General features: G+C 67.4%; 18 protein-coding genes. 10 read left to right on the top strand and 8 right to left on the bottom strand.

Going from position 1 to position 20,390, the window contains the following annotated elements; translation table 11 throughout:
• Positions 1-92: 92 nt before the first annotated feature.
• The 3 genes from E7V67_014750 to E7V67_014740 are packed head-to-tail and all read left to right on the top strand — an operon-like array spanning position 93 to position 3,465.
• Positions 93-578: a MarR family transcriptional regulator gene (locus E7V67_014750; GenBank protein WUR10981.1), complete on the top strand. Its 486-nt coding sequence runs from the start codon at positions 93-95 to the stop codon at positions 576-578.
• A 13-nt stretch (positions 579-591) separates the two neighbouring features.
• On the top strand, positions 592-2,286 hold the full coding sequence (locus tag E7V67_014745; GenBank protein ID WUR10980.1) for an FAD-dependent monooxygenase: 1,695 nt from the start codon (positions 592-594) through the stop codon (positions 2,284-2,286).
• Between the two features lie 24 nt (positions 2,287-2,310).
• Entirely contained in the window at positions 2,311-3,465 is a 1,155-nt protein-coding gene (locus E7V67_014740) for an alpha/beta fold hydrolase (GenBank protein ID WUR10979.1), read from the top strand.
• Positions 3,466-3,585: 120 nt separating this feature from the next.
• On the opposite strand, the gene E7V67_014735 is transcribed toward E7V67_014740, so the two are convergent.
• From E7V67_014735 to E7V67_014700, 8 genes are all read right to left on the bottom strand, one after another.
• Positions 3,586-4,968: a GDSL-type esterase/lipase family protein gene (locus E7V67_014735; GenBank protein ID WUR10978.1), complete on the bottom strand. Its 1,383-nt coding sequence runs from the start codon at positions 4,966-4,968 to the stop codon at positions 3,586-3,588.
• 45 nt (positions 4,969-5,013) lie between these two features.
• The gene (locus E7V67_014730; protein ID WUR10977.1) at positions 5,014-5,703 is read right to left on the bottom strand and encodes a lytic transglycosylase domain-containing protein; all 690 of its coding nucleotides are present in this window, start codon (positions 5,701-5,703) and stop codon (positions 5,014-5,016) included.
• Between the two features lie 37 nt (positions 5,704-5,740).
• The gene (locus tag E7V67_014725) at positions 5,741-7,834 is read right to left on the bottom strand and encodes an acyltransferase family protein (protein ID WUR10976.1); all 2,094 of its coding nucleotides are present in this window, start codon (positions 7,832-7,834) and stop codon (positions 5,741-5,743) included.
• Between the two features lie 15 nt (positions 7,835-7,849).
• The gene (locus E7V67_014720; protein WUR10975.1) at positions 7,850-9,040 is read right to left on the bottom strand and encodes a GDSL-type esterase/lipase family protein; all 1,191 of its coding nucleotides are present in this window, start codon (positions 9,038-9,040) and stop codon (positions 7,850-7,852) included.
• Positions 9,041-9,310: 270 nt separating this feature from the next.
• On the bottom strand, positions 9,311-10,003 hold the full coding sequence (locus E7V67_014715; GenBank protein ID WUR10974.1) for a hypothetical protein: 693 nt from the start codon (positions 10,001-10,003) through the stop codon (positions 9,311-9,313).
• 46 nt (positions 10,004-10,049) lie between these two features.
• Positions 10,050-11,447, bottom strand: coding sequence for an alkaline phosphatase (locus tag E7V67_014710; protein WUR10973.1), 1,398 nt, complete (start codon positions 11,445-11,447; stop codon positions 10,050-10,052).
• A gap of 30 nt (positions 11,448-11,477) precedes the next feature.
• The gene (locus tag E7V67_014705; protein WUR10972.1) at positions 11,478-12,947 is read right to left on the bottom strand and encodes an alkaline phosphatase; all 1,470 of its coding nucleotides are present in this window, start codon (positions 12,945-12,947) and stop codon (positions 11,478-11,480) included.
• Between the two features lie 126 nt (positions 12,948-13,073).
• A complete protein-coding gene (locus E7V67_014700) occupies positions 13,074-13,637 on the bottom strand; it encodes a PEP-CTERM sorting domain-containing protein (GenBank protein ID WUR10971.1) in 564 nt (187 codons plus the stop codon).
• Positions 13,638-13,974: 337 nt separating this feature from the next.
• On the opposite strand from E7V67_014700, the gene E7V67_014695 reads away from it, so the two are divergent.
• From E7V67_014695 to E7V67_014665, 7 genes are all read left to right on the top strand, one after another.
• Complete coding sequence (locus tag E7V67_014695; GenBank protein ID WUR10970.1) at positions 13,975-14,250, top strand: hypothetical protein; 276 nt, start codon at positions 13,975-13,977, stop codon at positions 14,248-14,250.
• 497 nt (positions 14,251-14,747) lie between these two features.
• Entirely contained in the window at positions 14,748-15,317 is a 570-nt protein-coding gene (locus E7V67_014690) for a PAAR domain-containing protein (protein ID WUR10969.1), read from the top strand.
• Positions 15,314-16,084 carry a polymorphic toxin type 44 domain-containing protein gene (locus tag E7V67_014685; GenBank protein ID WUR10968.1) on the top strand — a complete coding sequence of 257 codons (771 nt, stop codon included), beginning with the start codon at positions 15,314-15,316 and terminating at the stop codon, positions 16,082-16,084. Before E7V67_014690 ends, E7V67_014685 begins: the two co-directional genes overlap by 4 nt.
• Positions 16,081-16,467 carry a hypothetical protein gene (locus tag E7V67_014680; GenBank protein WUR10967.1) on the top strand — a complete coding sequence of 129 codons (387 nt, stop codon included), beginning with the start codon at positions 16,081-16,083 and terminating at the stop codon, positions 16,465-16,467. Before E7V67_014685 ends, E7V67_014680 begins: the two co-directional genes overlap by 4 nt.
• The gene (locus E7V67_014675; GenBank protein ID WUR10966.1) at positions 16,467-16,862 is read left to right on the top strand and encodes a hypothetical protein; all 396 of its coding nucleotides are present in this window, start codon (positions 16,467-16,469) and stop codon (positions 16,860-16,862) included. Before E7V67_014680 ends, E7V67_014675 begins: the two co-directional genes overlap by 1 nt.
• A gap of 122 nt (positions 16,863-16,984) precedes the next feature.
• Positions 16,985-19,828 (top strand): type VI secretion system tip protein TssI/VgrG, encoded by a 2,844-nt coding sequence (tssI, locus tag E7V67_014670; GenBank protein ID WUR10965.1) that lies wholly within the window; start codon positions 16,985-16,987, stop codon positions 19,826-19,828.
• A gap of 2 nt (positions 19,829-19,830) precedes the next feature.
• A complete protein-coding gene (locus E7V67_014665; GenBank protein ID WUR10964.1) occupies positions 19,831-20,382 on the top strand; it encodes a hypothetical protein in 552 nt (183 codons plus the stop codon).
• Positions 20,383-20,390 lie beyond the last annotated feature (8 nt).

Raw genomic sequence — 20,390 nt, 5'->3', positions numbered from 1 at the left:
AAAGCCGGGCTGAACCGCCTTTGACCGGGCGGCGCTACCGCCGCACCATCCGCACAATTGACAGCATGCTGTCATATCGCAAACATACTGCCATGGACAACGAAAACCCTGCCCAGCCCATTCGCGAATTGGTGTTGAACGTGTTCGCGACGAACGGCCGCCTGGTGGATTCGGGCAACAAGCTCGTACGCGATATCGGCCTGACGACCGCGTGGTGGCAGGTACTGGGCGCCCTGGGCTATGCGCCCGCGCCGCTGCCGGTGGCGCATATCGCCCGCAATATGGGCCTCACGCGGCAGGCCGTCCAGCGCGTCGTCGAGCTGCTGGCCGAGCGCGGATTCGTCACGTTCGCGGCCAATCCGCACCACCAGCGGGCCAGGCTGGTGGTGCTGACAGCGCAAGGCCGCAAGGCGTTGACGGCGGCGGAAGCGGCGGCCGCGGCGGTCGATCGCATCGCACTCGAGCGCATCGGTGCCGAGCGGGTCGCCATCGCCAGCGCCGTCCTGGCCGAATTGCGCGAGGTGCTGGCCCAGGTCCTCGACCTGCCGCCGGATGCCGCCCTACCGGAAACCGACTGAGAAAGGATGCAGCATGACGAACAGATACAGGGATGCGGATTTCGACACCGACGTGATCGTCATCGGTGGCGGCCCGATCGGCCTGACCACGGCCTGTGCGCTGGCACATCACGGTGTCGCCTTCCGCCTCTTCGAACAACGGCGCGAACCGAAACCGAATTCACGCGCCAACAACCTGTGGGCCCGGCCGCAGGAACTGCTGGCGGCAATCGGCATTCGCGATGCCCTGGCAAGCCGATCGCACCGGATCAGGCAGATCAACACGCTGCTGAACGGGAAGACGGTGGAGCCGATCGCCATCGCCGATGTCGCGAGTCCCTATCCGGACGTGCTGTACAGCGGCCAGGACGTCATCGAGACGGTGCTGGCGGAGCAGGTGCAGGCCAAAGGCGGCACGGTCGAGCGCGGCCGCAAGGTGGTCGGCATGGAGCAGGACGAGGATGGGGTCTGGGTGTCGATCGCCACCGTCGGTGCGACGGACGAGCATGAGACCGAAGGCCCGGTGGAAAAGCTGCGCTGCCGCTACGTGGTGGGTGCGGACGGTCACGAAGGTTTCGTGCGCAAGGCGCTGGGCCTCGACTTCGAGCCCGAGAAACTGCCGAACTGCATGAACCGCCAGGTCGACGCCAGGCTGCGTTGGCGCCGCTCGACCGACTTCGACCACCTGTGGTTCTTCTACTATCCACGCGGCTTTTGTGGCGTGCTGCCGGTCTGGGAGGGCTACCACCGCCTGTTTTTCCTGTCCGACGACACGGGACTGCCGGACCGCGATCCCACGCTGGAAGAAATGCAGGCGATCGCGCGCGAAGTGACGCAGGACGAAACGCTGACGCTGTCCGATCCGATCTGGCTGACGCACAGCCGCTTCCAGCACGGTGTATCGACCGGCTACGCCAAGGGCCGCATCCTGCTGGCCGGCGACGCCGGACACCTGACCTTGCCGGCGGGCGGGCAGGGCATGAATGCCGGCCTGCACGACGCCGTCGGCGTCGCCTGGCGGCTGGCCATGGTGCTGAATGAACGGGCGCAGCCCATCGTGCTGACATCCTACGACGCCGAGCGGGGTGGCGAGCATCGCCGCCTCGACAAGCAGCAGGAGCAGGGCTTCCGCAACAGCGTCTATCGCGGGACGCTGACGGATGCGGCGATGCGCGTGGCCGCCAGCTTCCTGCCCAATATCGGTGAGCTGATCCAGGGCACCAACGACCTGCAGCAGCTGACGGTGGGCTACCCGGACAGCCCGCTGAACGAGGATCACCTCGGCCGCTTGCGCGACCTGCTGCGGCGCCAGGTGCCGCATCCCGGCGATCGCGCACCCGACGCGGACGTGATCGCGGCGGACGGCACATCGACGACACTGTTTGCGCACCTCTACAACCCCGATGGCCATACCTGGGGCTGGACCTTGCTGGCCTTCGACGGCCAGCAGGCCCAAGCGCTGCCACAACTGCGCACCGCCATCGCCGCCGCATCGCCCTGGACCTTCGTCCGGCCAAGGCTGGTCCTGGGTGCCGCGCTCGCGCAGCCGGACGATGCCGTGGTCCTCTCCGATCTGGACGGCGAGGCGCATGCCGCTTACGGCATGGACGGTCAACCCGCGCTGGTGCTGGTCCGGCCGGACGGCCACATCGCCTTCCGCGCGCCTGCCGCGGAACCGGAACTTCTGCTCGCATATTGCAACAAGGTGTTCGGTTCGAGCAACGAATGAACAACTCCCATCCCGAAGGCTGACATGACCAAGCAAATCGATGCGTATCCCATCCACATTCCGCAGGCTGACCTGGACGATCTCGCCGACAGGCTGGGTCGCATCCGATGGCCCGACCCGGGCACGGTCGCGGACGGTTCGCAGGGGCCGCACCCCGACCGTATCCGCGCGCTGGTCGAACGCTGGCGCCGCGGTTACGACTGGCGCGCTACCGAAGCCCTGCTCAACGACTGGGGCAGCAGCCGTACGGTCATCGATGGCCTGGGCTTTCATTTCCTGCACATCCGCTCGCCCGAAGCGGACGCGACGCCGCTGCTGCTGACGCATGGCTGGCCGGGTTCGATCCTCGAATTCAGGGAAGTGATCGGACCGCTGACCCGGCCGCGCGAATTCGGCGGGCGTGCCACCGATGCCTTTCACCTCGTGATGCCATCCTTGCCCGGCTTCGGCTTTTCGGACAAGCCGTCCGAACCGGGCTGGGGTGTCGGTCGCACCGCAAGCGCGTTCCAGGAACTGATGCAGCGCCTGGGCTATGGCAAACGGTGGCTGGCCCAGGGTGGGGACTGGGGCGCGGCGGTGACGACCGCGCTGGCCCACATGCGCGCGCCAGGCCTGGCCGGCATCCACCTGAACATGGTGATGTTCCAGCCGACGGCACAGGAGGTCGCCGAGGCGACGCCCGAGGAGCGGCGCATGCTGGCAGACGCCGCGCGGTATGACCGCGAATATTCCGGCTACATGAAGCTTCAGAGCACGCGACCGCAGTCGGTGGCGTATGGGCTGGCGGATTCGCCGGTCGGCCTGGCCGGCTGGCTGTACGCCCTGTTCCAGGACGTCTCGGACAGCGGTGGGCATCCGGAAAGCGTGATTCCCCTCGACCATCTGATCGACCACGTGATGCTGTACTGGCTGACCAACGCCGGACCGAGCGCCGCGCGCTTTTACTGGGAAGGTGTGAGGGAAATGGCGCAGGGAATGCCCGCTGCGCCGATCCCGCTGCCTGCGGGTGTCAGCATGTTTCCGGGTGAACAGCTAAGACTGTCGCGGCGCTGGGCGGAAGCGAGATTTGCCGACCTGCGCTTTTTCGGCGAAGCCGAACGCGGTGGCCATTTCGCGGCAATGGAGAATCCCGTAACCTTCGTCGAGCATTTGCGGGCGACGTTCCGGGCGATGGCCTAGACACCGGAATCAATGACACGGTTGGCCGATCCAGCACGCGCTGCGATCCCGGCTCGCGAGGAACAGGTGCCTGTCACCGGTGGGTCGCTTGCCGGGTTGCCGTGCCAAATCGGAACTCTCTTATTTCGTCGCCTCTACCGCCCACCCCATGTCGCGCGCAAAGTCGCGCGCGAAGCGCTGGTATCCAGCCACCGTGAAGTGGATCAGGTCGCGCGCCATCAGCGGCGGCGACTGGCGCGCCCATTTGTAGGCCGAACCTGGGCCGCCCATCGCATCCATCATGCTCCAGGTGGCGCAGCCGGCGGCGGCGCCCACTTCGCGCTGCAGGCGGCCAATCTCGGCGTGCACGCGCGAATAGACGTACAGGTCGATCTTCGGTGCCGCCTTGGCCTTGCCTTTGCCCTTGCGCTTGCCGCGATTGACCGACTGCGGCACCAGCACGCCGCGGTCGCCCGGTGCGATCAGCACGCACGCGGCTTGCGGAAACACGGTGCGCAGGTTGCGGACCGATTCCTCCAGCGTGCGGCGGTAGCCGGCGCTGTCGAACGGCCTGGCCGCACCCTCATTGGTGCCGAATTCCAGCATCACGAGCTGATAGTCGCGCTGGCCGAACCAGGATGCCAGGTAGTCCAGTTGCGGCGGCTTCCAGCCCGCCACGGTGGCGCCGGGGTAGCCGAACACGTCCATGGCCAGGCTGCCGGCGCGGCTGGCCTGCAGGTCCAGGCCATGCAGGCGCATCGGGCCGGCGATCAGCCGCATCCGGACCTGCGAAATCGGCTGGCCGGCCGCCAGCTCCAGGACCGCGGGGCCGGGCTGCTGCTCCAGCGTGACCTGTGTTTCCGGCGCGCCGTCGACGCTGATGCCGACCACCGTTGGCGCCGCCGTTTGTTGATACAGGATACGCACACGCTCGTGGTTGGCCACGCGCTTGTCGTTGCGCACGTCCCAGGCGATGCTGGCGCCGGCCTGCTCGGTCGTCATGTTGACGAGGCCCGGGCCGGGGGCGACTGCCTTGTCTCCGCCCAGGTAGGCCGGCTCGTACTTCCACTGCGGCGACACGCAGGTGCGCCGGATCGGCAGGCGCACGCCGGCGCGGCCCATGTTGGCCGGCAGCAGCAGGTTCGAGACATTGTCCGCCGGAACCTTCAGCTGGCGCGCCAGCTCGTCGCTGAAGAAGGCGGCGGCCAGGTGGCTGTCGCCCCAGATCGCAATGCGGGCTCCGGGCGCGGGCAGGGGCGCGCCGGGCGACGTGGCGGCGGCACCTGCCTGCATCGTGTCCGCCAGCTCGCGCACGACCTCTTCGTCCGGCACCTCGAGCGGGTCCGGGTTGGCCGCGGCAGCCGGACGTGGCTGCGCCGGCGCGCGCCGCTCGCATTCGAGATTGGGTACGTCCGGGCGCGCCTGCACCTGCAGCGTCAGTACGGCCGGCGCCAGCGGCGCCGCGAAGGACAATGCCGGCAGGGCGCCAGCGGCAACGAGAAAAGGGAAAAGCGAAAAACGCATGGGTCTCCAGCCACCGGGGCGGTGGCGCAAAAGGAATGGCGGCCGTCAGTCGGCCGTCGGGACGTGGGCGCCGCGCGCCACCAGGTTGAGCTTGTGCTGCTCGGCGCGCACCTTGTCGATATAGGTGTCGCTGGCCGGGCCGCCGCCGAAGTAGAAGCGCAGGCCTTCCGCTTCCGAGCCGTCCTTCAGCCGGATGCAGTCGCGCAGGATCTCGGCCCCCACGCGCAGGCTGACGACGGGATCGAGGTAGGCGGCCGCGCCGCCGAACTTCTGGTAGCGCTGCGAGTGAATCTTCGGCATCACCTGCATCAGGCCCTGCGCGCCCGCCTGGCTCTGCACATATGGATGGAAGTTCGATTCGATCGCCATCACGGCGATCACCAGGTTGGGCGAGAGCCGGTAGGCGCGGCTGAGCGAATCCGCCTCGGCGACCAGCGGCGCGATGGCCTCCGGCGCGACACCGTAGCGGGCGCCGATCCAGCGTGCCAGCGTGGCCTGCGTCGGCGTGACCGGCAGCGGGGCGGGAATGGCCGAACGCATCGCCGGCGCGAACGGCGCCTCGGTTGCGCCCCTTGCCGTGGCGGGAATGCCGTCCGCGCTGGCGGCGGCCAGTTGTTCATCGCGCGCGTGGGCGCCATTGCCTGGACCGTCCAGCCGGAACCACGCGAACAGGAGAAATCCCAGCGCGAGCGCTCCCAGAATGCGGACCAGCGTCAGTAAGCCGCGCAGTGCCATCGTCGTGCTCCTCTACAAAGCGCGACCCCGGCGCCGTTCAGGCTCCCGGGATCGCCTGCCGGCCGGCGTGCTGTTCGCTCGCCGGGGCAGAAGTTGAATTGTGCGGCGCCTCGCCCGCGGCGTCGGCCGGGACTTGTGCCGCTGCTGGCTCGGGCGCCATCGCCGCGGCAGTCGCCGGCGCCGCGCCGGACCGAGCGCTGCTGTCAGGCACCGCGCGTTCACCCGGCCGCGTGTCGCCGCCGGCGACCTTGGGCGCCTTGTCGTGCGTCGTGTCGCGCGTCGTGCCGCGCGCCTTGGCGGGCGCACCTGCCGGCTCGGGGTCGGGCAGCGGCGTGCCGCCGGTGGCCGCCTCGATGCGCGCCGAGTAGGCCAGGATGCCGCGGCGCGACAAGTGGACGCCATCCTTGACGAACCAGTCCGGCCTCCCCGCCGAGGCGCCGCTCCAGTCGATCACGCGCACCTTGGCGTATTCCTGCGCCATGCGCGCGAGCAGCTCGTTGTTCGGTGCCGTCCAGCGCCGGTCGGCATGCACGGTCACCAGCAGCACCGCCTTGCAGCCGGCCAGCGCCGTCAACAGCTCACGCAACTGGCCTTCGTTGATGTAGCCGTTCGTCCCCAGGTGCAGCAGCACCGTGGCGGCACCGTCGAGCCGGTCGTGCCAGCCTGCCACGATCTTCAACGCGTGACGCGCCTGGCGTCCGACCGCCGCGTCCACTTCGATGCCGGGAATGCGCTCGCGCAGGTGGGCCTGGGCACCCAGCAGCACCGAGTCGCCCAGCGCGAACAAATGCTCGCCGCCGGACAGGCGCGGTCCCGGCTCGGCCGGTTCTTCCGGCAGCGCGGATGCGACCGGGGCGACCGGTGCCGGCACCTGCTCGGCCGGCGCCGCGGGCAGCGGCAGCGTTGGCGTCGGCGCGGCGCTGGCCACCAGCACAGGCGCCGCTGCCTCGAATTCGACAACCCTGATTGCCGCCGAGAAAATTAGCGCAATTATAACGTATGCGGCCAGCACGGCCTTCCTGGGAGCGTCGCCGACCTGCTTCAGGTCGTAGCGGATGGCCGGCTTTTCCACGCACTGGTACATCGCCTCGGACACGATCAGCACGGTGGCGAGCGCCGGCAGCAATACCTCCCAGCGCGAGAAATCCGTCCAGCCCAGCAGGCGCATCCAGACGAAGATCAGCCAGTGCACCAGGTACAGCGAGTAGGAACGCAGCCCGAACCACTGGGCCACGCGGGTGCGCAGCAGCACGGACACGAGAAAGTCGCGGTCGCCCATCGTCGCGTAGGCCACCACGCAGGTCAGCAGCGGCACCGCCAGGAACGCGCCGCGGTACAACCACGGGTTGGACGTGTCCATCGTCGCCACCATCGTACCCAGCAGGACCAGCGCCAGCAGCGCCAGCGCGCGCCAGGCCAGGCGCGCGAGCGGGCCGCGCACGCGCGGCAGCCACGGATTCCAGCAGCAGGCCAGCGCGGCGCCCGTCAGCAGGCCCATGGCGTGGGTGTCGGTGCCCAGGTAGATGCGGTTCTGATCGATCGCGTCGATATTGAGTTCGTACAGGTGCCACATCCAGGCCGTGCTGGCCACCGCGCCGGCCAGCGCCAACAGGCCGACGGCCCGGGCGCCGCCGCGCCGCGCGACCAGGTAGGCGACGGGCGGCCAGACCAGGTAGAACTGCTCTTCGATCGCCAGCGACCACAGATGGCGCAGCACGTGCGGGGTGGTATCGAAGTAATCCTGGCGGTCGAAGATCTGCCACCAGTTCGACAGGTACAGGAACGCGGCCGGCGTGTCGGCGACGAACTTGCGCAGCGCATCGGCCGACAGCAGCGCCGTGCCCAGGAACGCGAGCAGGACCAGTCCCAGCACCGGCGGCAGCAGGCGCTTGAGGCGCCGGAAGTAGAAATGGGCGAAGCGGAACTCGCCCGCGCTGCGGTATTCCTTCAGGAAGATCGACGTGATGATGAAGCCGGAGATCGTGAAGAACATGTCGACGCCGAAGAAGCCGGCGTTGAACAGGCCCGTGATCTCGCAATGGAACAGGATGACGGAAACGACCGCCAGGGCCCGCAGGCCGTCGAGTTCGGCGAAGCGGGGGCTGCCGGTAAGGGTGGTGGTGTGCGACATGGATGCCGTCTGGCCTTAGTGCTGCGCAATGGTGAATCGGTGGGAGCGGGCGAACATGCGGCCGCTGACTTCATAGCCCTGCGCCGTCATGTGCGTCAGGTCGGGCTGCATCAAGGGCGGACTGGCGCGGGCCCAGCGCAGGGCGGTGCCGGGGCCGCCGGTCTGGCCCTGCCAGTCCCAGAACGCGCAGCCGAACTCGGCCCCGACCTGATTTTGCGTGCCGGCGATGCGGCGGTGGATCACGGAATACTTCATCGGGTCGGCGGCTGACGTCCCCGTCACGCCGCGGTCGGGCGGGCCGATCAGGATGCAGCGTGCCTTGGGTTGCAGCTGGCGTACCCGTGCCAGGCTGGCGCGCAGGTAGGCGGCGTAGCCGGCCGGGTCGAAGGCCGGGCTGGCGCCTTCGTTGGTCCCGTACTGCAGCACTACCAGGTCGTAGGCCGGCATCGCGGGCAGCAGGCCCGGGTCCACCTGCTGCCAGCCGCGCAGCAGGGCGCCGGGAATGCTGAGCGTATCGAGCACCATGCCGGGTGCCGCCGCATACCGCGGCAGGAAGCCATGCAGGCGGATCTGGCCGGAGACCAGCCGCAGGCGCAGGCGCGCCATCGGCGCCGGTGGCGCGATGCGCAGCACGCCGCCACTGGCGCGGCTGAGGGGAATCGGCTGTTCTTCCTGGCCATCGACCGAAACCGCCAGCAGCAGCGAACCTTCCGGCGCGGCCTTGTCGTACAGGATGTCGAGCTGGCGCACGCGCGTGTCCGCCCGCGGGAAACGGAAATCCAGCGCCAGCGTCGCGCCCGGGCTGCTCGCCGCCATGCTGACGAGGCCCGGCGCGAACGCCGGCGGCTCGGCCTTGGCGCGATAGGCATAAGCGGTATGCCAGCTTGGGCTGGCGCAGGACGCCTTGAGCGGCAGGGCCAGGCCGGGCACGCCCATGCCGGCCTGGATGAACGACGGCAGCACGGCGCTGCGCGAGACGCCGGAGGCCTGCAGTGCCGCGTCGAAGAAGTTGCGCGCCGAGGTCAGGCTGTCGCCCCAGACACCGATGCGATAAGAGGCCGGTGCTGGCGCGGCCTCGCCAGGCGCCAGCGATTGCCATGTGAAGGATGCGCCCGGCGGCGCGTCCGCCGGCGGCAGGGCGCCACACTCCGCGCCATGTGCCAGGCGCAGCGCGGCCGCCGCCAGCAGCGCGAGACAAGGCTGCATGGCGCTCACCGGGATGCCCCGGCGGCGCTGGACGGCTTAACGATGGATGCGAGCGATGGCGCGCCGGACAGGCGACGGATGCGGGAACGGCGGGCGCCCATGGAATGGTGGTGTGCGAGAAGGGTCCTGGTAACGGAAACTCCGGACCAGCGCGGGCGCGCTCACGCCATCATGCCGGCCGGTTCGGATTCCGGCCAGGATGATAGCGAACCGACATCTTACTGTAAAGCCAAAACGTTTAATTTTATGGCATCGCCTGCCCGCGCCCCGTCAGTCCAGGAAGTCGGCGTACTCGCGCCGCGCATAGCCGGCCAGGGCGCGCCAGGGCAGATCCGGCGTGACGCCCTGGTGTACCGTCAGCACCATGCGATGCAGGCTGGTGCCGTCCGTGTCGCCGCTCTCGATCACCAGCGGGATCTCGCGGCGCTCGTCCCACAGCACGCGTTCGTAGCTGCCGTCGCGTTCCCGCTCGCGCCAGCGCGCGCCAGCCACGCCGGACTTGCGGCCGCTGGGGGGCAGCATGCGCAGCCGGGCCGGGTCGAGCAGGTAATAGGCGCGTGCCCACGAGCCGTCGAACGCCACGTTGTCGAATTCGCCCGGCGGCACGGCGATCACCTCGCGCGATTGCGCGTCGACATATTCGAGGCGCACCTTGCCGCCTTCCAGCGCGACATGGCGCTGCAGCAGGGCCGGATTGAAGTGCTTGTGCACCGAGGTTGCACGGGTGGCGGCATGGCGCACGCCCGGCTTGTGAGCGTGGCCGGCAGGCTGCGGCGGCAGCACGCGCGCGGTCCACACGTGGCCGTCGCGGCGCAGCATCGTCTCTTCGAAGCGCGCTTCGCGCGTGACGCCTTCGGCGGTCACGGCGCGGCTGTAGTAGGCGATGCGCAGGTCCAGGTCGGGCGCCGCGTGGACGCTGCCGGCCAGGCCCAGCGCGAGAAGGAAAAGGCAGTATCGTGTCATGTCGTGAAGGCCGGGGCCGCGCGCGACCCCGGTCGAGTGCTTGCGATCAGAAGCCGAACGCGGATTTGAGCAGGCCGAACACGCGGGTGTTGTCCAGCGTGCCCTTGAAACCCTGGGCGCCGGCGCCGCTGGCGAACAGCTTGACGTCGCCGCCGCCGTGCGTCTCGCTGTTCAAGCGTACGCCGGTCTCCTGCAGGTAGTTGTCGGCCAGGGCGGCGCTGCTGTCCACGCTGGTGCGCACGTTGGGACGATTCGGACCGTTGCCGAACACCAGGGTGGTGTACGTGTTGCCGTCGGCGTCCTTGTTCGGGCTGTTGTCGCGGTAGCTGCGGTTGATGTCCAGGATCGGGTTGCCGCGCTTGCCGTAGCCGTTGAACGCCAGCGTGTGGTCGTGGTCGGCCGTGACGACGATCAGCGTGTGCGCCAGCGTGGGGTCGGTCTGCTTCGCCTTGGCCAGCGCCGCCTTGACCGCATCGTCGAACGCGATCGTGTCCACCATCGCGCGCTTGGCGTTGGTGCCGTGCAGCGCGTGGTCGATGCGGCCGCCTTCGACCATCAGGAAATAGCCGTTGGCGTTCTGGCCCAGCAGGTCCATCGCCTTGACGGTCATCTCGGCCAGGCTGGGCTGGCTGGCGCCTTCGCCGACAGGCGGCGTGGCGGCGCGATCGAGCTCGTATTCCAGGTGGCTCTTGCTGCTGTACAGGCCGATGAACTTCTTGCCGGCGGCGGCCGCGTGCATTTCCGCCTTGTTGGCGGCCACCGTGTAGCCCTTGGCGCCGAGCTCCGCCAGCAGGTTGCGGCCGTCGGCACGGCCGGCCGGATTGCTGCCGGCCACATACGGCGTGAAGTGGTTGCGCCCGCCGCCCATCAACACGTCCACGCCGTCGCCGAGCGCGGCGTTGAAGCCGGCGCCGCCCGGCACCAGTTGCGCCGCGATCGCGTACTGGGCGTTGCGGTTGCAGATGTGCGCGTAGGTCGCGGCCGGGGTGGCGTGGGTCAGTTCCGTCGTCGTGATGGCGCCGACCGCCTTGCCCTTGGCCTTGGCCAGTTCCAGGATCGTCGGCACGGCCGCGCCGTTGCTGGCGGTGCAGTTGTTGACGGTCAGGTTGCCGTTGGCGTCCTTGCCCGGGTTGATGGCATTGGTGTCGGACGACATCGAGACCACCTCGTTCTTCATCTTCACGCCCGTCATGTAGGCGGCCATCGAGGGCGCGCTGTCGGTGGTCTGGGCGTCCTGCGAATAGGTCTTGATGCGGGCGGTGCGCGGCAGCGTGTCCATCGTCAGGCTGCCGTCTTCGCCATACTTGAAGATGCGCGCGGCCGTGATGGTCGACGGGCCCATGCCGTCGCCCAGGAAGAAGATGATGTTCCGCGCTTCGCCGGCGGCGTGCGCGGCGGCGGTGAAGGAGAGCGCCAGGGCGGCGGCTGACAGGGTGCGTTTCATAGGCTTGATATCCGGGTTGGTGAAGGCCGCTTACAGTCCGGCCGCCGTCTTGACGAGGTCGAACACCTTGGTGTTGTCGATGGTGCCGCTGAACGCGCCGGCGCCCTTGCCGATCGCGCCCAGGAACACGTCGGTGCCGCCGTGCGTCTCGCCGCCGACGCCCATGCGCACCGCCGCCTCCTGGTGGTAGTTGTTGGCGCCGGTGACGCTGTCGTCCAGCGCGGCCTGGCTGGCGCGGCTGGCCTGGACGCGGTTCTCGCCGTTGCCGAAGCCGATGATCGAATAGGGCGCGCCGTCCAGGTCCTTGTCGGTGGCGCCGGTGACGTAGTTCTTCACGACGCCCAGGACGCCCGCATTGCCGGCCGCGGTCTTGCCGGTGCGCTTGGCGTAGCCGTTCAGGACCAGGGTGTGGTCGTGGTCGGCCGTGACGACGATCAGCGTGTTCTTCAGATCAGGATCCGTGACCTTGGCCTTGGCGATGGCGGCCTTGATGGCGTTGTCGAAAGCGACCGTGTCCTGCAGCGCCTTCTTGGCCGTCGTCTCGTGCAGGGCGTGGTCGATGCGGCCGCCCTCGACCATCAGGAAGTAGCCCTTGCCATTCCTGGACAGCACGTCCATCGCCTTGGTCGTCATGTCGGCCAGGCTGGGTTCCTTGGCCGGGTCACGGTCCAGGTCATAGCTCATGTGGCTGGACGTGAACAGGCCCACCAGTTTATCGGTCTTGCTCGCGTCGATGGCGGCGAACTCGCCGGCATTGCTGGCGTAGGCATAGCTCTTCGCCTTCATCTCGGCCACCAGGTCGCGCCCGTCGGCGCGCTTGCCGCCATCCTTGACGGGCTTGAAGAACTGGCTGCCGCCACCCAGCAGCACGTCCAGGCCGGTGGCGCCCAGCGCGGCGTTGTGGCCGGCGCCGCCCGGCACGACGGCCGTGGCGATGTCGTTTTCCAGGTCGCGGTGGCAGATGTGGGCATAGGTCGCGGCCGGGGTCGCGTGCGTGACGCGCGCGGTGGTGACGACGCCGGCGGCCAGCCCCTGGGCCTTGGCCAGTTCCAGCAAGGTGGTCGCGGGCTTGCCGTTGGCCGTGCCGCAGGCGTTGCCCAGCTTGTTGCCGGCACTGTCGGCGACCGGATCGACCGCCTTCGTCTCCTGCGACATGGAGATGACCTCGTTGTTCATCTTCACGCCCGTCATGTAGGCGGCCATCGACGGCGCGCTGTCGGTCACCTGCGCGTCGTTCGAGAACGTCTTGACGAAGGCCGTTTCCGGCAGCGTGTCCATGGTCAGTTCGCCGTCCTCGCCGACGGCGTAGATGCGCGCCGCCGTCATCGTGGTCAGGCCCATGCCGTCGCCCAGGAAGAAGATGACGTTCTTCGGCGCCGCGGCCACCGGCGGGTTGGTGGGCGTGACGGGGGCGGTGCCCGGGGTGGAGTCGCTGTCGCTGCCGCAGGCGGCCAGCACGGCGGCGCTCAGCGTGGCGAGGAGAAGTGCCTTGTATTTCATGTCATCGGTCCGGCGGGGTTGGAAAGATGGCGAGAATAGCAAGGCCTTATGACCCCTTGATGACGGCCTGGCGCCGGCCGCCGGCGCGGCAGGCCGGGCCGTGTCCGGCCGCGCCGGCGGACCTTGCTAGCCCTGCGCGCTGGTGTTGGCCGCGCGGCGACGCAGTGCGCCAGCCACCAGGGCGAGGCCGCCAGCCAGCATGCCGAACGCGGCGGGCTCCGGCACCGGCGAGATGGTCACCTGCGTGGCTGGCGTCCAGCGGTGCTCGTAATGCCAAGGGTACTGGTTGATGCCGCCGCTGACGGCGTAGTACGCGCCGCCCACGACGTTGGCGAAGAAGCCATCGCTGACACGTGGATCCTCGTACCGGCGCGCGGTGAATTCCACCGTTCCGCCCGGTTGATACGAGAAGCTGGACAGGCAGGAGTACATCCGGTAGTTCGTCTGCGTGTCGCACAGCTCCGGCCCGACCGCGATGGCACCGAACGAAAAGCCCAGCACTTCTGGCAGGCTGTAGGTGCCGTCGCCGTCACGGTCGTCGGCCGTGAAATGCAGCACATGGGTGGCGTCGGCATCGAACGAGCCGCTGACCGAATCCTGGAATCCGGTGTAGGTCACCCAGAGCGATACGGGAGCGGCCTGCGCGGACGAGCACAGAGCGAGCGACAGCATGGCGATCCATTTTTTCAAGTTTCTCTCCTTCGACAGTTGTGGATGGGATGTGCTGCGACAGCTGAACAGCGATTTATCCTATCACTGTCGTCGCGGCAGCGCGACTAGTACAAAAAAGCCACCGCCGTAAGTAACAATTGGCGGGTGTTGTAGTTTGCAGTTTCTCCGAAAAAGCGGTAGTCTTTTTTTCGTCGCCGTCGGATCATTATTTCCATACAAGTCACGTCAATATGCCCACGCGATACCAGGCGCGCTGCGCGACATTCACTTTGAACCACGATTACGAGAGCCGCGGTATTTCAGCGCGGGGCCCCGTCGCGCCTGAGAGTTTGCGCGCGGGACGAGAGGAGACGACATGATTCACGCGGCAATACGCTGCCTGGCCGGGGCATTGAACGAATTCTTCAGTCGTACGCTGGACACCGCCGAGGACATGGTGATGGTCGCCAGTCTGCTCGGTGCGGATGGTGCCGTGACGCCGGACGTCGGCAACAAGATCGTGCTGTGCATTCGCCGGCGGCGGACCGCTGTTCCTGAACATCTGTTTGATAGCGGCGGCCAATTTCACCGGCCGAAATTATCAGGACGCGCTCCGCCTGATATCCCTGCTGATAGGTTTCCTCCATCATAAGCCGGTATGAGATCGCAATAACATTCCGGCCCTGAATATATCGATAGAAAAACTGATACTCGATATAGAAAATTCATCGCCGCCCGTCATGAGCAATATCTGGGGTGTTTTGGGCGACCGTTGTCTGCCGTCGATACTATATCGGGCCAGGGTGGTCGCGATCGATAACGGCCATATCGGCATGCGGGTATTGCCGAGCCGGCCGTCGCGGTGGCGGGACGGGGGGCGGTCGTGAACGGCCATCTGTTCCGGCTCGGTATCGAGCACGCCTATCACGGCGGGACCTGGCGCTGGGAGGTGGAGCCGATCGGCGCCATGCAGGCGACGTCGGATGGTTGCCGGCACCGCGGCAATTACCGCGCGCAGCGCTGTTGCTCATCGCCATTTGATCGGAGGTAGATGCCACCAGGCTACTTCATTGGGACGAAGGCACTGCGCCTTTTCCGTTTACGCCTGTTAAAATAGCAATGTAAATAGACAACAAGCGCACGACGACCATGACCATCATCGGCTGGATCCGCCAAGGCGACGCCGCCTCGTGCGGCGGCACCGTCAAGGAAGGCCATCCCCATTACACCAGCCACGGCAAGCCCCTGGCTTACCACGGCAGCCCCATCGCCTGCCGGAAGAACTGCCTGGTGGTGGCGGGCGACCACCATTTCACCCTGCCGGACGGCCTGCCGCAGGCGCTGCACGGCGACAAGAGCAGCAACGGCTGCCCGCTGGCCTCGACCCTGAACGGCATCCACGGCGTCGACGATCCGTCCGGCGCGCCGCCGGCGACCGCGTGGTTCCAGCCGGCCGCGGCCGCCCTGGCGGCGACCGCCGCACCGGAAGCGCTGGAACGGGTACTGGACGAGGCCCCCTGGGTGCCAGGCCAGTATGACGACCGCTACGTGCTGGTCGGCGCCAGCGACGGCGAGCCGCTGGCGCACACCGACTATGCCATCGAGCGCGAGGACGGCAGCATCGAGCACGGTACCACCGATGCCGAAGGCCACACCCATCTGCTCAAGCAGACGCTGGAGCAGGAGCATGTGCGCATCTACCTGGCGGAAGACGCATGAGCGCGGTGCTGGACAAGAACGGCAAGCCGATGCGGCTGGTCGCCGCCACCAATACGACGCCGGTGGCCGATGCCAAGGCCAAGGAGTTGCGGGTCTGCCATTGCGGCAACGACGTCATTCCCATTGCCGAGTACATGGTCACGGAAATGCAGCGCAATCCATTTTCCGAGCATGGGCGCAAGATAACGCAGGCGAACGGCTACGACATCAAGAAGGAGATGCAGGCGTGGCAGGCGTTGCCCTGGTATGCGAAGCTCGGCGGTCCGCCCGACTTCGCCAGCATTGCGCTCGCCGAGAAGACGCGGGCCTATACGATCTGGGCAGAGCGGGTCGGGCCGCGGCGGCCGTGGGACCATAAGCCGATCCTCAAGGCGCGGCTGGTAAAGGAGAAGAAATTCCGCGTCGGCTGGCAGCGCTATGGCAACGAGGACTACTTTTTCGATATCTGGTCGAATATCCACTACGGCTATGTCGGCGCGGCATGTGGATTCGATGACGATGAATTGCTGGGCGGCGCTGGCCTGGCGCAAGCGGTGAGCGACATCGCGAGCGGCCGGCCGGTACAGAACCATCCGGCCAATGGCGCCTGGGCCAACCAGTTCGACGACATTCCCGACCATATCTCCATCAAGCTCGGGGCCCAGCTGTACCGGCGCGTCAAGCCTGCCGCCTTGACGGCCGCGATCCTGCTGAAGGCGATCGCCGAGGTCGCGGTGCCATGGGGGACGGCGTCCAACTATGCCAAGCGGCCGCACAAGTGCACATGACCATGCGTTCCATGAAGAAGAAACTCCTCATTGCCGGCGGCATCGTGGCCGCATGCTGGCTCGCGCTGGCGATCTCCCACCGTACCCGGCCGGCAGTGGTCCTGCACTACGCCGCCGAGGCCAGGGAGCCGGCCAGCTTTTTCCTGATGGAGTACGAGAACACGATCAAGGAACTGATCCGCCCAGGCGCGACGATGACGTACCGGATGGATCGCAACCCCGGCGCGGACTATTACCTCAGCGTCAGCCTGCCGATGGCGAGCGGTGACAGCGTGGAAATCAAGCCGCCGTTCAGCCGCGTCGATGTCTATATCGATGCCGACACCCGTATTGCCCGCACCGTCGTCGAGACCGGCTTCTGGGCCCGTATCGGCGCCGATTGATGGCGGCAACCCGCGTGCGGCGGCTATGCGGCAAACTGGCGATCGCGGCCGGCGTGCCGGCCATGCTGTGGCTGACGCTGCTGGTACAGGCCCAGCTCTCGCCGCTGGTCGTGCTGCATTATTCCAGTGCCGCGACAGCCCCCATCGCCTATTTCTTCGATGAAGACAGCGATATCATCAAGGACGTCATCCACCCCGGCGAGCGTCTCGGGTTCCGCACGACGCGCTGGCCCCGCGCCGGCTACCACCTGGACGTGAGTTTCCCGTTTTCCAGCCGGGACGGCGTGGAGCTGGCGGCGCCGTTCAGCCGCGTGGATATCTATCTGGACGCCCACGCCAAGGTGGTCCGCACCACCGTCGATACCGGATTCTGGGCAAGGATCGGCCCGGACTGACGTCGCGCGCGCCCTTGCTCCAGCATCTCCCGTAGCAATTTGATACCATCTTACCTGGAATCCATGTGTCTTTATGGTAAGATGATGGCCTTTTCGTTGCCAGAGTCGCGTAGGTAGATGACATGAAACACGGGCTGCAGGAAGTCGTACAATCGCTCCAGGATCTGATCAGTGGCGGTGCCCAGAACCGGCGCCTGCTGCGCCTGTCCTTCCCGCACGGCGACGGCCCTGCCGCGCAGTTGCTGGTCAACCAGCTGGACGCGTTCGAGGCCATGTCGCGCGACTTCGAATATCGCGTCGAACTCATTTCCGACACCGCCATGTTGGCGCTGAAGGATCTGCAGGGCAAGCTGATGACGGTCGCCCTGGTGCGCGGCGACGGCAGCATGCGCTACTTCAGCGGCTATGTGTTCAGCTTCCGCCTGGTCACCACCGACGGCGGCTTCGCGTTCTACGAGGCGATCCTCGGGCCGTGGCTGAAGTATCTCGCCCTGCGCAAGGACAACTACCTGTTCCACGGCAAGTCGCTGCGCGACCAGACCGAAAGCATCTTTGCCGACTACTCCACGCTGCCGGACTGGGACTGCCGCGTGCAGGGCGACGACCCCGTGATGACGGACGCCTGCCAGTTCGACGAGACCGACCACAATTACCTGCACCGCCGCTGGGAGGCTGCCGGCTGGCATTACTGGTACGAGCATACCGAGCGTGGCCACAAGCTAGTGCTGTCGGACGAGTCGCGCCAGGCCGACGTCATCGATGGTGACGCCACGGTGCGCTTCCAGAGTCACGGCGGCGCCGTCGAGGAAGACGGCCTCGGCCAGTGGTCGCCGGTGCGGGCCATCGCCCCCGCCAGCGTGGCACTGTCGGGCTTCAATTTCAAGCATCCCGTGCCCAGCCAGGTCACGATGCCGACCGTCAACCAGCAGGGCAGTGTGCTGCAGGTCGAATCCTACGAGTACACCGGCGCCTATGGCTTCAACGGCCTGCAGCAGGGCGACCGCCTGGCGCAGCTGCGCATGGAAGAAGCAGAGGCCGCCGCGAAGCATTTCGAAGGCAGCGGCAACAGCCGCTTCCTGCAGCCGGGCCGCTGGTTCACGTTGCGCGACCACTTCTATGGCGATTCGCTGCGTCACGCCGACGATTCGGGCAAGCACGAGTTCCTGGTGCTGGAAGTGCGCCACACGGCGCGCAACAACTACCTGCAAAACAGCAAGCCGGCCGAGTACCGCAACACCGTGCGCTGCATCCGCAAGCAGATTCCATGGCGGCCCGGCCGCAATTTCAACAGTGTCGAGACGAAGATCCTGGCGCCGCAGACGGCCACGGTGGTGGGCCCGCGCGGCCCGGACAGCATTTACACGGACGAGTACGGTCGCATCCGCGTGCAATTCCACTGGGACCGCGAAGGCGGCAACGACGAGCGCAGCTCGGCCTGGTTGCGCGTGGCCAGTTCCTGGGCGGGCGGCGAGCTGGGCCTGGCGGCCGTGCCGCGCGTTGGCAGCGAGGTCATCGTCCAATGGCTGGGCGGTTCGCCGGACCGGCCGATCGTCACCGGCAGCGTCTACAACGAGCGCAACATGCCGCCCTGGCAGCAGCCGAGCCAGCATGCGCTGACGGGCCTGCGCAGCCGCGAGCTGGCGCCGAACGCCGGCAACGCGGCCGGCGGGCGCAGCAACCACTTGATCCTGGACGACACCCACAACCAGATCCAGGCGCAGCTCAAGAGCGACCACCAGCACAGCCAGCTGTCGCTGGGCCACATCACCCGGGTCGAGGACAACCGCGGCCGCAAGGACGCGCGCGGCGAAGGCTGGGAACTGGCGACCAACGCCTGGGGCGTCGCGCGCGCCGGCATGGGCATGCTGCTGACCACGGAAGCACGCCCGGATGCCGCCGGCCACGCCAAGGACATGGGCGAGACCGTCGGCCGCCTGGGTGCGGCGCGCGAGCGCCATGAGCAGCTGGGCGAACTGGCCCGCCAGCACGTGGCGCAGGACGCCGATGTCGACCAGGGCGCCACCGGCGCCGCGCTGAAGGCGCAGAACGACGCCATCGCCGGCGGCGGCCAGGCCCAGGGCGAGCTGAGCGAGCCGCAGCTCGTGCTGTCCAGCCCGGCCGGGATCGCCACCAGCACGGCGCGCAGCACGCACATCCAGAGCGACCGCCATACGGTACTGAATACGGGCGAGCACCTGTCGATCACGACCGGCAAGAGCCTGCTGGCCAGCCTGACGGAAAAGCTCAGCGTGTTCGTCTACAAGGCCGGCATGAAGCTGTTCGCCGCCAAGGGCAAGGTGGAAATCCAGGCCCAGAGCGACAACGTGGAAATCATCGCCGAACAGGTGCTCAAGCTGATCAGCACGAAAAAGAACATCGAGATCGGCGCCTGCGAGGAAATCCTGTTGCATGCGGGCGGCAGCTTCATCCGCATCAGCGCCAAGGGCATCCAGCAGGGCACCAGCGGCAAGTGGGAGGCGCACGCCGCCAGCCACGCGGCGACCGGCCCGCAGAACCTCGAGGCCACGTTCGCGGCGATGCCGGCCGCCGAACTGGGCCCGCACAGCCTGCGCTTCGCCTTCCCGGGCGCGGACGACGTGGCCACGGCGCTGGGCGTGGTCGGCAAGGCCTACAAGATCCTCGACAAGGCGGGCAAGCAGCTGGCCGCCGGCGTGGTCGGCGAAGACGGCCGCCTGCCGCGCCTGGAGCTGCCGGACAACGACCAGCTCACGCTGCACCTGGGCGAGGACAGCTGGCGCAGCATCAAGCTCGACACGGTCGAGAAGATGCCCGAGGTCGAACGGCTCGAGCACGACTTCTACCATGACGAGGACGAAACCCCGCTGGAAGACAGCCTGGAGGAATTCGGCCGCTATGCTTCCTCGCTGGCGGGTATCGACTCGTCGCAGTACCTGAGCAGCAACCTGCTCGGCAAGCTCATCACCAATCCCGAAGGGGAGGAATAATCATGATCCATAACGTTGTCAAATCGCTGCTGCTGGCCGGTGCGCTGTCACTGGCCGTCCATGGTGGCGCCAGCGCCGCGCCGGCCGGCGCCACCGTCTCGTCGCAGCAGCAGGGCATGCACCAATGGTCCGTGCTGAAAGGCAAACTGATCCTCGTGAACGGCACCTACCAGGACACGACCAGCTACAAGCGCAGCCTGACGTTCTATTTCGAAAGCAAGCCGGGCGGCGAGTGGTTGCACGTGCCCGTGGTCGACAGCGCCAGCGAGCAGGAGCTGACCTGGTTCAGCATTTCCCAGGGCGAGCAGACGGTGGCCGATGCGGCCGTGGTGGCGCGCGGCGATGCCGTCGAGCTGGTCGTGGCCGAGACCAAGCCGGGCAAGAGCGCGCCGATCGCCGTGCGCTGGTACCGCCTGGCGGAGTCGGACGACGACAATCCGGATGGCCCGGCCTATTACTTCAAGAAACTGTCCGCCACGAGCTACCCGGCCAAGGCCAGGCTGACGGTCGAGCAGGTATTGAAAAAAGAGACGTCCTCCCGGTCCAGCAAATAACCCGTAGT

This window comes from [Empedobacter] haloabium, assembly GCA_008011715.2.
GTDB lineage: Bacteria > Pseudomonadota > Gammaproteobacteria > Burkholderiales > Burkholderiaceae_D > Rugamonas > Rugamonas haloabia.
The sequence above is the reverse complement of the archived record's forward strand: the minus strand, read 5'-3'. Positions and strand labels throughout refer to the sequence as shown.